The 12,551-nt window shown below is 58.0% G+C and carries 11 protein-coding genes; 6 read left to right on the forward strand and 5 right to left on the reverse strand.

The window, feature by feature from the left end:
- Positions 1-22: 22 nt before the first annotated feature.
- Positions 23-1,483, reverse strand: coding sequence for a UbiA family prenyltransferase (locus JO015_06405; protein ID MBV9998731.1), 1,461 nt, complete (start codon positions 1,481-1,483; stop codon positions 23-25).
- Between the two features lie 488 nt (positions 1,484-1,971).
- Here JO015_06405 and JO015_06410 point away from each other — a divergent pair, with 488 nt between their 5' ends.
- The 6 genes from JO015_06410 (at position 1,972) to JO015_06435 (ending at position 9,213) form a co-directional block, all read left to right on the forward strand.
- Positions 1,972-3,186 (forward strand): acyltransferase, encoded by a 1,215-nt coding sequence (locus JO015_06410; protein MBV9998732.1) that lies wholly within the window; start codon positions 1,972-1,974, stop codon positions 3,184-3,186.
- A gap of 213 nt (positions 3,187-3,399) precedes the next feature.
- A complete protein-coding gene (locus tag JO015_06415; protein ID MBV9998733.1) occupies positions 3,400-5,217 on the forward strand; it encodes an HAD family hydrolase in 1,818 nt (605 codons plus the stop codon).
- Positions 5,218-5,222: 5 nt separating this feature from the next.
- Entirely contained in the window at positions 5,223-5,456 is a 234-nt protein-coding gene (locus JO015_06420) for an acyl carrier protein (GenBank protein ID MBV9998734.1), read from the forward strand.
- 76 nt (positions 5,457-5,532) lie between these two features.
- The gene (locus tag JO015_06425; GenBank protein ID MBV9998735.1) at positions 5,533-5,931 is read left to right on the forward strand and encodes a serine acetyltransferase; all 399 of its coding nucleotides are present in this window, start codon (positions 5,533-5,535) and stop codon (positions 5,929-5,931) included.
- Positions 5,932-5,934: 3 nt separating this feature from the next.
- Positions 5,935-7,554: an SDR family NAD(P)-dependent oxidoreductase gene (locus JO015_06430; GenBank protein ID MBV9998736.1), complete on the forward strand. Its 1,620-nt coding sequence runs from the start codon at positions 5,935-5,937 to the stop codon at positions 7,552-7,554.
- Between the two features lie 96 nt (positions 7,555-7,650).
- Positions 7,651-9,213, forward strand: coding sequence for a hypothetical protein (locus JO015_06435; GenBank protein MBV9998737.1), 1,563 nt, complete (start codon positions 7,651-7,653; stop codon positions 9,211-9,213).
- Between the two features lie 108 nt (positions 9,214-9,321).
- Here the strand turns inward: JO015_06435 and JO015_06440 are convergent, their stop codons facing one another.
- From JO015_06440 to JO015_06455, 4 genes are all read right to left on the reverse strand, one after another.
- On the reverse strand, positions 9,322-11,232 hold the full coding sequence (locus JO015_06440) for a hypothetical protein (protein MBV9998738.1): 1,911 nt from the start codon (positions 11,230-11,232) through the stop codon (positions 9,322-9,324).
- A gap of 256 nt (positions 11,233-11,488) precedes the next feature.
- Positions 11,489-11,749, reverse strand: a complete 261-nt coding sequence (locus tag JO015_06445) for a PIN domain-containing protein (protein MBV9998739.1) — start codon at positions 11,747-11,749, stop codon at positions 11,489-11,491.
- Positions 11,727-11,993, reverse strand: coding sequence for an AbrB/MazE/SpoVT family DNA-binding domain-containing protein (locus JO015_06450; GenBank protein MBV9998740.1), 267 nt, complete (start codon positions 11,991-11,993; stop codon positions 11,727-11,729). The genes JO015_06445 and JO015_06450 overlap by 23 nt, the downstream gene beginning before the upstream one ends.
- Before the next feature lie 245 nt (positions 11,994-12,238).
- A complete protein-coding gene (locus tag JO015_06455; protein MBV9998741.1) occupies positions 12,239-12,481 on the reverse strand; it encodes an ATP-binding protein in 243 nt (80 codons plus the stop codon).
- Positions 12,482-12,551 lie beyond the last annotated feature (70 nt).

Below are 12,551 nucleotides of genomic sequence, written 5' to 3' on the forward strand. Positions count from 1 at the left end.
GAACTCCGGAACTTGGTCCGGGTTAAAAGACCGTGGCGAAGACCAGGACCGCAGCGAGAAGCAAGGCAACCACGTAGCTCCGCGCGTCCCTGAGGGCGAAAACGATCGGGTCATGATGCACGTCGTTGCGCCCGGTCAGTATCCAGAGTCTCGCAAACCAATAGAGAAGAATCGGGCAGGCGATGAGAAGGAGCTGAGGAGATCTGTACAGGGCCTGGACCTCGGGCGAACTGACGTACAAGACCAGGATCAACGTCGACAAGATTCCTGACGACACGCCCAGCATCGCAATAATCAGGAGATCAGTGGGGCAATACGCCCGCCCGGAGTTTCCGGCCATGGACTTACCCATGGCGTTGATCTCCGTGTACCGTTTCACGAAGGCCAGGCTTGTGAATAGGAACATTGAGAACGCCAGCAGCCAATGCGACAAGACGATGTGTGCGGTGATTCCTCCGGCCAGCACGCGTGCACTATAGAGCAGGGCGAGGCAGATCACGTCGACGATCAACTTGCGTTTCAGGTAATGTGAATAGGCAAACGTGATGCCGTAGTAGGCGAAAAGGCAGAGAAAGAAGCCGGGTGAGACCGATGCAGACAGGGCCAACCCCCCGGCCAGGAGAGCTATGGAAGCGCCGAGCGCCTTTCCGATGGGCAGGTCGCCGTTGGCGATCGGACGATGCTTCTTTTTCGGGTGCGCACGATCGTTCTCAAGGTCGACGATGTCGTTGGTGAGATAGACACTGGACGCAACCAGGCAAAACGCGATGAATGAGACGGCGACGGCCAGGTCTGTACGGAAATCGAATATCCGGTGTGCCGCGATCAACGGGACAAAAAGCAGGATGTTTTTGGCCCATTGGTGCGGCCGGCAAGCCCTCAACAGGCTTCGAAACAGTGAAAGTCTTTTGACGTTTACCGTTGCAAGCTTCGGGACCGCCCGCAAGACGTGTTTCTGCGGGTTGACCGCGTAGGCGCGCCGCGCCTGTGCCCAGACGGGGATGTCAGCGGTAGAATCTCCAACGTAGTCAAACCCGGATGCTGAGAATCGTTTGTTTAACTCGTCAACCTTGGCGCTGCCTTTGAGGTTCCGGGTGGCGTTGCTGGCGATGACCATGTCGAAACAGCCGACGTGGCGGGCAACCTCTTCCGCGATGGCAGCGTTCGCGGCAGTGGCAAGAACAAGCTTGCGCCCGCTCGACTTTTCTGTCCGCAGCCAGTCGATGAGGGCGTGGTTATAGGGCAACAGCGCGATATTCGGCAGGTTCTCCTGCGCCAAGCGCTCCTTGAGGCAGGCCCGTCCCTTGACCAGCGCCGCCAGGATCAGAAAAACGTTGGTCGGCCGTTTCAACACCCACCGCAAACATGATTCGATGAGGGTGTCGGTCCGGCATAGCGTGCCGTCCAGATCCACGCACAGAGGGGCGGACGTGAGATCCACCGGTTCCTCCGATGCAGACGATTGCGAGATGGTTCCAGCCATTCAAAAACCCCGGTTCGAGAGATCCGTGCCGGCAGGGTACGAGAAGGTCCTGCCGCAACCCGTCCTTGTTCGTGACATGCAACGGATGAACGGCAGGCCCAATGTAAACTTTAGCAAGGCCGCGGCATTTACTGATTTGGGACTGGACCGAAGGGGGGTGTAAAGTGAACCGCTTGGGATCGAGCGGCTCGCCGGAAATGCCCTCCGGATGCGCCGGTGTCGCGCCGTCCGCAGCGGCTGAAATTTGAGAGAGATAACCCTCAAGGAGGCGGAGAATACTCCGAATGTTATGACTTGAATTCTCTCCACGGAGCCCACGGGATGAGCAAGGACCAGCACACGGCTACACATCTCCGAAAGCAAGGCCACGGCGGCGCAGCAAGTACACGGATGTCGTATCACCACCTCAGCCAAGGTCCGAATCTCGGCATGACAGCTTAAGGGGAAACCCCGGGGTCTTCAGGATACAAAGATGATTGGCAAGACTAATGACTATAAAAAATAATTTGGATGCGACCCTGAAAAGCCATAATGCCGGCCGCATTCCCAGTCTGGACGGCTTACGCGCCGTTGCAATTCTGATGGTCATCCTCGGCCACGGTTCGTATTCTTTGCCTAAATTCTTGTCTCCGGCACTGGCCTTTGCCGGCAATGGCCAGCTGGGTGTCAACGTCTTCTTCGCCTTGAGTGGATATTTGATTTTCCAGCTCAGCGTTCGCGAAAGGGAAACAACGGGAGAGTTTGATTGGAAGCAATTTTACGTCCGACGCGTTCTGAGGATATTCCCCTGCTTTTACTTTTATCTTGCCGTAATCGGAGTCCTGATCAGCTTTGGAGCGCTGACGCTTACCGGCCCGATGATAGGATCGGCGGCCACGTTCAGTCTCAACTACCGTTGCCTGTGGGATCACTGGGTTGGCGATTCGAACTATTCGGTCATCGGGCATTATTGGACGTTGGCTCTGGAGGAGCAGTTTTATCTGATGTGGCCGCTTCTCATGGTTTTATCGGTGAGGCGGAAGTTGGTTCCGGCGTTGGTGGCCGCTATACTGCTCGCCCCGCTTCTGCGGGTGATTTCTTACTTCTTGGCGCCGGGCCTGCGTGGCCAGATCGGAATGATGTTCCATACCGGCTTCGACTCGATCGCAGTGGGCGTTTTGCTTGGGGAACTGCTTAGGAGGACTCGCCCGAAAGCATGCCTTGAAAGGCTGGCTCGCAATCCATGGATCGTAGGGACGACGATCGTGTTCCTAGTATTCCTGTCGCCCCTTCTGACCGCAAGGTTCAAAGGAATGTATTCGCTCGCCATTGGCAAAACGCTCGAACTATCGTGCCTTGGTATTCTGATTACCGCTGCGGTTTCGCAACCGGGAACGTTTCTGTTTCGGTTTCTGAACTGGCGCCCCGTCGCATACATTGGTGTCCTATCGTACAGTCTGTATGTATGGAACAATCTATTCCTAAACGGCGAGGGGCACTGGATGGTAAACACCTTCCCGTTAAACTTTGTATGTGTCGCCGGAACGGCGGCTGCCTCACATTATCTGATCGAGAAGCCATTCCTTAAGCTGAAGAGTCGTTTTCACAGGTCTTCGAAACCCGGCATTAGCCCGGTCAGCACACGAGGCTTACCGAGCAACGCGCCGGCCATCCCGACGCTTACGCAGGCGGAAGTGGGATCTGCCACCGGTGGCCGGCGTTGATCTGCGTGCCTCATCCCTGACCGTGGTTTAGGATCGTCAGACGCCGCAAAATACCAGTAGCCCGTGAGGCTCTCCCGTTTCCACTCCTACGGCAGATTCTCATTTTTGCGGCGATACGTCCCGGATTAGTTCATATTCTATTGTGGATCGTTAAAGGAGCCTGCGCTTCGTCCGATGGTACTGGGCAACCAGACATCTTCTGCGAAGGATCTGATGAGCAAGGACAAGCGAGAAATCCTGGATTGGCTGAAGGCGGATCCCTCTCCTGCGCGCTACGTCTCGGCCGCGCGCCGCCTCGACGCATTGGCGGATGACGATGCACCCGAGATTCGAGTCGCCATCCTCCGGAACGCCACGATAGACCCGGTCGTTCCTTACATTAAGGCACAGTTCCACGACGCCGGGCTCAGGCCACAGATTTACCTCGGGAACTACGACAACGTTCATCAAGACGTTTTCGACAGGGGTAGTCCGCTTTTTGAGTTCCGGCCGGACGTCATCATCCTGGCTATGCGCCTGCATACCCTGCAGCCGCGCCTGGTGTTCAACTATGCCGCACTGTCGCCGGAAGAGGGTGAATGCCATGCAGCTGAGGCGCTCGAGCGCGTTGCCGGCATCCTGCGAGCCATTCGGGAACGGTCTCCTGCGCTCATCCTCGCCCACACCTTTGAACGGCCGATCTATCCGGCGTATGGCGTGCTTGACCCGCATTGGGCGCATGGACAGCAAAACACCACTTTGCGCCTCAACGCGCGTCTAGGGGAACAGGTCACGGCCCTTGGCGGTGCGTTCCTTGTCGATCTGGATGGGATTCTTTCCCGAGTCGGTTACGAACAGGGGTTGGATGACCGGTACTGGCACATCAGCCGGGCACCCTACAAGCCTCCGGTTCTGATTCGGCTCGCCGATCAGTACGTACGGTTTGCCGTCGCCCTCAGAGGCAAGAATCGAAAATGCCTGGTTCTGGATTGTGACAACACGCTTTGGGGCGGCGTCATCGGTGAGAACGGCATCAATGGGATCCGGCTGGGCAACACCTATCCGGGATCAGCGTACGTGGAATTTCAGGCTGCGATCCTCGACCTGTACCATCGAGGGGTGTTACTGGCGCCCAACAGCAAAAACAACGAGAAGGACGCCTTGGAGGTTTTCGAACGACACCCATCCTCGCTGTTGAAACCCGAACACTTCGTGGCAAAACGAATCAACTGGCAGGACAAGGCTTTAAACCCGCGCGAGATCGCAGCGGACCTCAACATCGGCATAGACAGCCTGGTGTTTGTCGATGATAACCCGGTCGAATGCGCTTACGTCCGGGAATGCCTGCCGGAAGTCGAGGTCGTTCAGCTTCCGTCTGACCCCACCGGATACCGGCGCCTGCTGCAGAGCCTGAACTATTTCGATTCGCTCACCCTGACGCAGGAAGACCGCCGGCGAAGCAGCATGTACCAGACCGAGCAGCGCCGGAGACAGGTTCAGACCGAGAGCAAAACGATAGAAGATTACCTAGGCTCGCTGGAGATGACCATCACCATCGGCCATGCTGACGCTTTCACCATTCCACGGGTTGCGCAACTCACCCAGAAAACCAACCAGTTCAATCTCACGACCCGGCGCTACTCGGAAGAGGATATCCGCGCGCTGGCGATAAATCCTTCGACAGACCTTTTTCATGCAAGTTTGAAGGATCGTTTCGACGATAACGGCGTCATCGCGGCCGCGATTGTTCGCTATGAGGGTGACGCCGCCCGTATTGACACGTTGTTGATGAGTTGCCGCGTGATCGGCAGAGGCGTCGAACAGGTCATCCTGGCGCACCTCGAAAAAGCCGCAAGAGCGCGGGGGTGTTGCCGACTGGAAGGCGAGTACATCCCGACACCAAAAAACGGATTGGTAAGGGACCTGTTCAGAAACAACGGTTTTGTATCGGTACCTGACGATGCGCAAGGTTTATGGCTTCGGAACTTGTCCGAGCCGCCGTTAACACCTCCTCCATGGTTCGGGGAGATCTGTATCAAGAAACAAGATTAAATTCGATGAGTGTGGATCAACGTCTCAGCAAAGTTTTTTCAGAAGTTTTCGAACTGTCACCCGAGGAAGTTTCCGATGAGGCCTCGCCAAAAACCATCGAGCGATGGGACTCGATGAATTCCATGGTCCTGGCGATGGCGCTGGAGGAAGAATTCGAGGTTCAGTTTTCTGATCAGGAGCTGATACGGATGAACAGCTACCGGTCAATCCGGGAAACGCTGGCGCAGAAAGGATCGTAAGCAGCCTGAAAGGAGTCGAAGGGTGCTGAAACCGGGGCGCATTTGGTATTGGAGTTGCAAGGCATACCGGAAACGGATGATTACGGTCGCCAAAGCCTTGAAGCTCCTGAATTACATACTCTTCAAATGTTTGCTTCCCTTTGAAGCGGAGCTCGAAGGAGAAGTAGACATGCGGCATTGGGCCCTGGGGGTAGTCGTCCATCCGCAGGTCCGAATCGGCAAGAACGTGGTTCTTTATCATCAAACGGCGTTGGCGGCGCAGACGTGGATCGGATCGCCCCATCGAATCATCGTTGAAGATGACGTTACGATCGGGGTCGGTGCAATCGTCGTCGGCAGCAATTTACGCAGCCTCAGGATTGGCAAAGGCGCGACGATTGCGCCCGGATCGGTCGTGGTCCGGGACGTTGAGCCGGGGCAGACGGTGGTCGCAACACCGGCGCGTCCTGTTCCCACCGCGGCCTGCAGCGCCTGAGCCATGACCCGAGAAATCCTGGAGCGCAAGCGCTTCACCATTGAGGACCAGGAGCGTTTTGCGCGGTTGTCCGGAGATAGAAACCCGCTGCATATGGACCCCGTTGCCGCGAGGCGGACCCAGGCGGGTGCGCCGGTCGTGCATGGGATCCACACGCTGCTGTGGTTCCTGGACGTGCTGAGCCGGAAGCATCCTGATCTACCCCCGTTCGGAACGGTGAACGTCCGTTTCGAGAAGCTTCTTTACGTCGGCGAGACCGCTGAGGCGATCGTGACGCATTGTGATGCATCGGGTGTGCGGGCGGAGGTAACGGCGGCGGGCACGCTCGTCGTACGCGTGACCGGAACTTTCGGAAAACCCAAACCGCCGAACCCGACGGTGGCGGATACGGAAATGCCGGTTCAACGTCCCCTGCTTCCGGCCGAGCTTTCTCTGAAGGAAATAGCCGGCAGAACCGGCCGGGTCGGCTTTGCCGGATCGCCAGGGGAGATTGCGCGCGCGTTTCCCGACGCGGCCCGTGCCTGGGGCGAGCGGCGTGTCGCCGCATTCGCCTGCTGCACTTACCTGGTTGGGATGGTTTGCCCCGGATTACATTCCATCTTTGGCGGGCTCGTGCTGACCAGGTGCGAAGAGGCGGATGAACGGGATGCGATCAGCTTCCGCGTTACGCTCAGCGATCCGCGGTTTCGGCTGGTCCGGATGGAGATCTCGGGCGGCGGGCTCGCCGGCAATTTAGAAACTTTTGTGCGCCAACCGCCTGTCGCACAAGCCGGCATGGCCGAACTCGCCGGACGCATCACTCCCGGCGAGTTTGCCGGCACGACGGCGCTCATCGTCGGCGGCTCCCGAGGTCTCGGTGAATTAACAGCCAAAATCCTGGCCGCAGGCGGCGCACAGGTCCTCATAACCTACGCGGCCGGTCAGGCGGACACCGAACGGGTGCGGGATGGAATGACCACGCAGGGAGGAAACTGCGAGATGCTGCACTACGACGTCCGAGCCCCGGCCGGGGCGCAGTTGGTGAACCTCGCCAAGGAGCCGGCCGAACTTTACTATTTTGCGACTCCAGCGATCTTCAGGCGCAAAACCGGCGTTTTCGCGCAGGATAAATTCAACGACTTCTTTTTGTTTTACGTCACCGGGTTTTATGACCTTTGCCAGATGCTTTGTCGACGACGGTCCCAAGGGATCTCAGCGTTTTATCCCTCCTCAACGGCGGTCGAAACGCGGCCCGCAGGGATGACCGAGTACGCCATGGTCAAGGCTGCCGGTGAGATCTTGTGCACCGACATGATGGCCTACGAAACTCGGATCCACATCACGATCAAACGTTTGCCCCGGCTGCCTACCGATCAGACGGCGACGCTGATGCAAGCCGAAGCCGCGGATCCGGTGGAGGTAATAGTACCCATCGTTCGCGAAGTGCACGCGCGCTCTGATGCGAGGAGTAAGCAGCGCCCGGTGAACGCGGCTACCTCGTCGGCTTCGCAATCCGTGGTATTCGGTTCCTGCGACGCCTCGCCTGAGGAGTTGCCGACCAGGGATCGGCTCGACGCTGGTGACCCGGCTGACGACGAAATACGATGTCTGGCACATGACACGAGGCGGGATACGCTCGGCTAGACACGGATCTCCCGCTTATCACAAACTTAATTGAACTCTATGTCTTACCTTACTAATCAAACAAGTCGGATGGCTCGGTCGCGACTGGTTATCCCCGTGTTCTTCATTAGTTTCTTTCTTCTCTCCGCATCCGGTCGGATGTCCAGCGGTGATGCCCTAAATCAGTTACGGGTGGCGCTCTTGATGCTGACCGAGCGCGCTGTGAGCCCAACGGGTGAACACGAGGCCTGGATTCGAGAAAAGGGGGAATGGTTTCAAGGCCAAAACGGTCACTTCTATGAGCCTCATGAACTTGGAAACACCGTTGTCATGTTGCCCGCCGCTCTCCTGGGGCTGTCTGCGCCTGCCCCGCATTACTCGACCGGCTCGACGCAGGACGTGATCATCAATCCGCCCGTCGCTGCGAAGATAGCTGCGGCGTTATCCTACGCCGTCTTCAGCGCGGTAGGCGCAAGCTTTATATTTTTCCTCTTCGGCCGGTTCTTTTCGAAACGTGCAGCGTTTTTCCTAACCGTCGGCTTTGTGACCACGACGCTTTACTGGACCTACAGCAAGACCGCTTTAGATGTCATGGGTGGGAGCATCTGCGTGTGCGGTCTGCTCTATTTCTGCACTATGATTCCGGTGTCATCGCGTCCTCGATTGAACGCAATCTGCGCTTCCGTATTCTTCGGGCTGACCTGCCTGTTTCGGTATGCACTAGCTCCATTCCTTGGCCTTGCTTTTGTCACCTATTTGATCCTGCATCGGCGCAGGCTTCGTTTGATAGATTATACTTTATGTGCATTGACGGGATTCGTTATTTTACTGCCAACTTTCGCTTATAATTGGTTGAGAATGGGTAACCCCTTACGTCCAGGTACAACCGCACCCTATTATCTAGCCGAATTTAATGCGATGACCGGGAACATTCTAGGAGGGACGCTTGGACTGCTCTTTTCGCCAAATCTCGGGCTCATGTTCCACTCGCCAGTTTTGCTGTTGATCTTTCTCGTGCCTCTGTTTTGGAAATCGTTTCCGTTGCAGATTCGACAACTGACGATGTGTTTCCTCCCGGCGGCCATTGGCTATGTATTCGTGATCGCTAAGATGAAGCATTGGTCGGGGCTGATGGGCGTGGGGCCCCGCTATTTGCTTCCGATCCTACCGATTATGGCTGTTGCGATCGCGCCCATCGCGCTGACTCTCTGGCGATCAAAGTGGCGGTTCCTACTGATCGCCTTGGTGACCACATCGGCGATTCTCGCCGTTGCACCGGTCCTCGTAAACTGGCAGGTTGCGGTTGCCGAGTCTCCGAATGCTATGTCTCAGGATGCTCGATATCCAATCCAGCAAATGGCCATGTTGAGAGGACTCTGGCTTGGTCTTCACGGAAAACCCTTGCCGACGTCAGGTTTGTCGAAAGCAGTCACCGAGGATCCGGTATATTCGAGTGTAACTCGTTTCCCTGATCTCTGGCTCGCACGTCTGGCGGAGCAATCGATAGGCATGAAGGTTCTCTCGGCGGTAACGACGCTGGTGCTCGTAGGGATGAATATAAGCACTTTGATCTGCATCCTGGTGGTCACGAGAGACGGTGAAAAGATCAGATTCGAGAGGTTTCATAGCGAAGATACGGGCTGCGGCGTCGATGCGACAAAAACCGTTCTTGACGTTTGAGTGACCCCATACCGGCATTCTTTTGATTCCGATCGTTCCTCAACCGTATTACATCTGGCTTAAGGAAATCGTCCTCTCATGGTCAGCCACCAGAGAAATTCACGAGGATCAGGTCCCACCATCGTCGTCGATGATCAATAGGTATGGATAATCGGCGGCGACGGCCGTCAGGGTAATGGCATTTCCGGAGGCGGAATCCACGGTCACCGGCACGTCACGATCGTTAAGCGGGTCATAGGCCCGGGCACGGATACTAGCAGCGTTCACCCCCTTTAAACTGATGGTGAACACCTCCGGGGCAAGGGCTTGCGTCAGATCGCGCGTCATCACGTAGTAAGGGATGACGAAACGACCGGCATTGACCTCGAAAGGCAGGATCGCAAGCACGTCACGGTCATAGAGCGGAGGGTGCGCGGCGGTGCCGTCCCCGTCGAACTGGCGATGGTCATGCGCGTCGCTGATCGAGGTCACCTGCAGGGGCCGGGTGGCCATCAGGGCGGAATCCAACCCTTGGCTCATGAGGTCGACGATCCGCTTGGTTACCATCAAAGCCGGTGACGTGTAGGAAGAGTCGTCGTCAGGATAGGCTTTGTGGCTTTTTGCGTAATCGATGAAGTTATCCTGCACGATCCCGTACTCAAGGTCGCCGGCCCCCGAACTGAAAAGCGTCAGGTTTTTAACCCCTTTCTGCAGGTAAAAGCAGAGCGTACGCGCCGTTGCCTTGGCTTTGAGGGTCAGCGCTGTGGGGGCGTCAACAACGCCGTACCCATGCGGATCATACCCCGTCTCAGTGATCCACGTATCGCATTCGACCACGCGTCCATCTGCGACCCGGGCCTGACGGCCATGGGCGTCGGTCGCAATGCGGGTGGTGAGCGGCGACATGTCCCGGATGAGGTGCTCGGTCTGGATCGCCGTCCCGCCGTATTCGGGAAAACGGCAGCGGTAACCGGGCACCCAACCCCGGTTTTCAAGTTGCAATTGCGCGTTCACGCTGCTCCTGCCGTCGTCGTCCACCGGAAAGCTCCGGTCGCGCGGGTACGGATGCTTGCAGATCGCGCCGATCCCGACCGGTTGATTGGATGCGCTCGGCCACGGGATCGTGCTCGCAAAGCCATCGGCGACCTGCACGCCGGAAAAAGCGCCCGGTGCTTGCCGGGCGCAATCGACGGTCGCCTGCAGAAGGTTACCCCAGACCACGTCCTGGTTGTACTGGTAAGGTGCCGGCCGGTAGTACGCATTGATGTACAGGAAGTTCGAGCCGAACGTCAGCTCGTTCCAGATCTCCAGGTCGAAGCCTTTGTCGCCGCGGTTATCAGCCGTGCCAAGCGCCTCACCGGCATAGCGGGCGACCGTCTCGACGTAGCGCCTCCACCCGTTAAGGGTCTCTTCGCCTTCGGGGGTGCCGGGCGGCGAGAACGGGCGATACTTCAGGGTAGCCATGCTCACACGGGTATTGGCGGGAATCGCTTTCGGCAGCGGCTTGGATAGGGTCACCGTGTGGCCGTCAATTGCCGTGATGAGGGCCTCGGCCGCCCAGTAGCCGGTTAGATTGCTTAAGCCGCTTCGCCCGAGGACCAGGCCCGTGGTGCCGTCGAGTTGTACGCTCGTGGCCCCTGCGGCCGCCTCGGCTGTGACGGTACGATAGAAATAGCGTGCGGGGCAAGGGGCGCCCTGATTGGCGTTCAACAGGATGATCGGGCGGATACCCCATTTTTTGCATGCCTGCAGGGCTGCGCGCAGCGAAGGAGAGGTTAGAGACTCGTCCTCATAGTTGAGGTTACCCCAACCAACCTCAATCCGGGTGAGCTTGATGCCGTGCCTGGCCAGATGCTCAAGGACAAGGTCCGCGTTATCGGGGCTGCTTAGGACCACGCCGAGCCCGTTGAGGAAACGGTTGGCCGGGACGGTTTCGAGGTAGGCGCGCCAGGGTTGAATCCAGTGGGAGCGGGCGCCAAACGGAATGTCGAGCTGATAATTGGGGTCGGTGTAGGCTGAGGCCAACGTACCGGAATGCATCGGGCACGCCGTTGCGGAGAATAGAGTAGCGATAAGGCGGCTAATGCGCAGACGCCGGCGAAGTGGCGCCTGTGCCAAGCGGGGAGCGGCCGGACCGGCAATCGATTGTTGTGGGACCATATTCGTCAGTGGCTTGGAACGCAGGTGGAAGCTCAAAGTCTGCCGTACATGGCCCCTGAAGCCACGGCTGGCGTTGACGGCGAGAGCCGTTGCAATGACGTGATCGTCATTCGGGTCCCGGCAGGCCGGCCCGATTTCAGGCAAGCGGACCAGGGAACACATTCCCGGCTGCTTCCAGATCGGCGCACCACGCCACGACCGCCGTCTCATCATGGCCGTAGGCCTTCCGCAGCCGGGGCGAGAGCAGCGCGGTTTTGGTTTCTTCGAGTAGGAGCGGTGACAGGTGCATGACGAATGCGCCTTGGCCCGCCAGCTTCAATATCCACCCCGGAACGCTTCGGGGAAACAGGAAGGCGCTCACCAGCACCGAGGCGTCAACGACGGCGCTTGCGGGCATGGGAAGCTCTGGCTTCGTCAACGGCAGCCAGAATCTCGGCTTCCTGTTCAGGGGTGGGTTCGCGCCCGGAAATGCTCACCGGACGCAGCAGGATCGCGCCGCTTTCGGTGACTTCGGCCTCCAGATAATCGCCTTCTTCCAGCCGGGCCGCTTCTCGGATATCGCGGGGGAGGGTAATTTGCGCTGCCCGCCGGACCTTCACGAGCGCCAAAGGCGAGCCTTCCGGGTGCAGATGGTCTGACATAGGGAGCTACCTTTCAAATTACGAATTTATCATAACATCTTTGGCCGTTGGGGTCAACAAGCGCGAACCCTCGGCATCCCGCTGCCTGCTGATACACTATGTATATGAAGCGTATCAAACAGGCTTCCGGGCCGTCGCCGGCCGGCATGCAGCTTTACGACCAGGACGGCCGTGCGCACGCCGGTGTGAAAATCCGGTAGCTGGAGCCTTCAATGACGACTGTTTCGGCATGATGGAGCAGCCGGTCAAGGACGGCCGCGGTGATGGTGCGCTTCGCCGTTAAAAGTCGCCGGCCATTGTTTGAAGGCCTTGTTGGAAGTGAGGACGATCGACCCGCGTTCGTAGCGTTGGCTGATGACTTGGAAGAGCAGGTCGGCGCCGCGTTGATCGGTGGGGAGATAGCCAACCTCATCCAGCACCAGTAAGGCGGGCGACAGGTAACGTCTGAGCTGGGGTTTGAGCGTGCCTTGCGCCTGGGCGGCGCTCAAGGTGTTAATGACGTATGGACAGATCGGCCGGCGCCAACGGCCCACTATGACGCAATTCCCGAAGCATCAG

The sequence above is a fragment of the Verrucomicrobiota bacterium genome, from assembly GCA_019247695.1.
Taxonomy (GTDB): domain Bacteria; phylum Verrucomicrobiota; class Verrucomicrobiia; order Chthoniobacterales; family JAFAMB01; genus JAFBAP01.

Excerpts from the sequence above, each read along its gene's own strand:
- JO015_06405 (MBV9998731.1), bottom strand. The coding sequence starts at position 1,483 with ATGGCTGGAACCATCTCGCAATCGTCTGCATCGGAGGAACCGGTGGAT.
- JO015_06410 (MBV9998732.1), top strand. The coding sequence starts at position 1,972 with ATGACTATAAAAAATAATTTGGATGCGACCCTGAAAAGCCATAATGCC.
- JO015_06415 (MBV9998733.1), top strand. The coding sequence starts at position 3,400 with ATGAGCAAGGACAAGCGAGAAATCCTGGATTGGCTGAAGGCGGATCCC.
- JO015_06420 (MBV9998734.1), top strand. The coding sequence starts at position 5,223 with ATGAGTGTGGATCAACGTCTCAGCAAAGTTTTTTCAGAAGTTTTCGAA.
- JO015_06425 (MBV9998735.1), top strand. The coding sequence starts at position 5,533 with ATGATTACGGTCGCCAAAGCCTTGAAGCTCCTGAATTACATACTCTTC.
- JO015_06430 (MBV9998736.1), top strand. The coding sequence starts at position 5,935 with ATGACCCGAGAAATCCTGGAGCGCAAGCGCTTCACCATTGAGGACCAG.
- JO015_06440 (MBV9998738.1), bottom strand. The coding sequence starts at position 11,232 with ATGCATTCCGGTACGTTGGCCTCAGCCTACACCGACCCCAATTATCAG.
- JO015_06445 (MBV9998739.1), bottom strand. The coding sequence starts at position 11,749 with ATGCCCGCAAGCGCCGTCGTTGACGCCTCGGTGCTGGTGAGCGCCTTC.
- JO015_06450 (MBV9998740.1), bottom strand. The coding sequence starts at position 11,993 with ATGTCAGACCATCTGCACCCGGAAGGCTCGCCTTTGGCGCTCGTGAAG.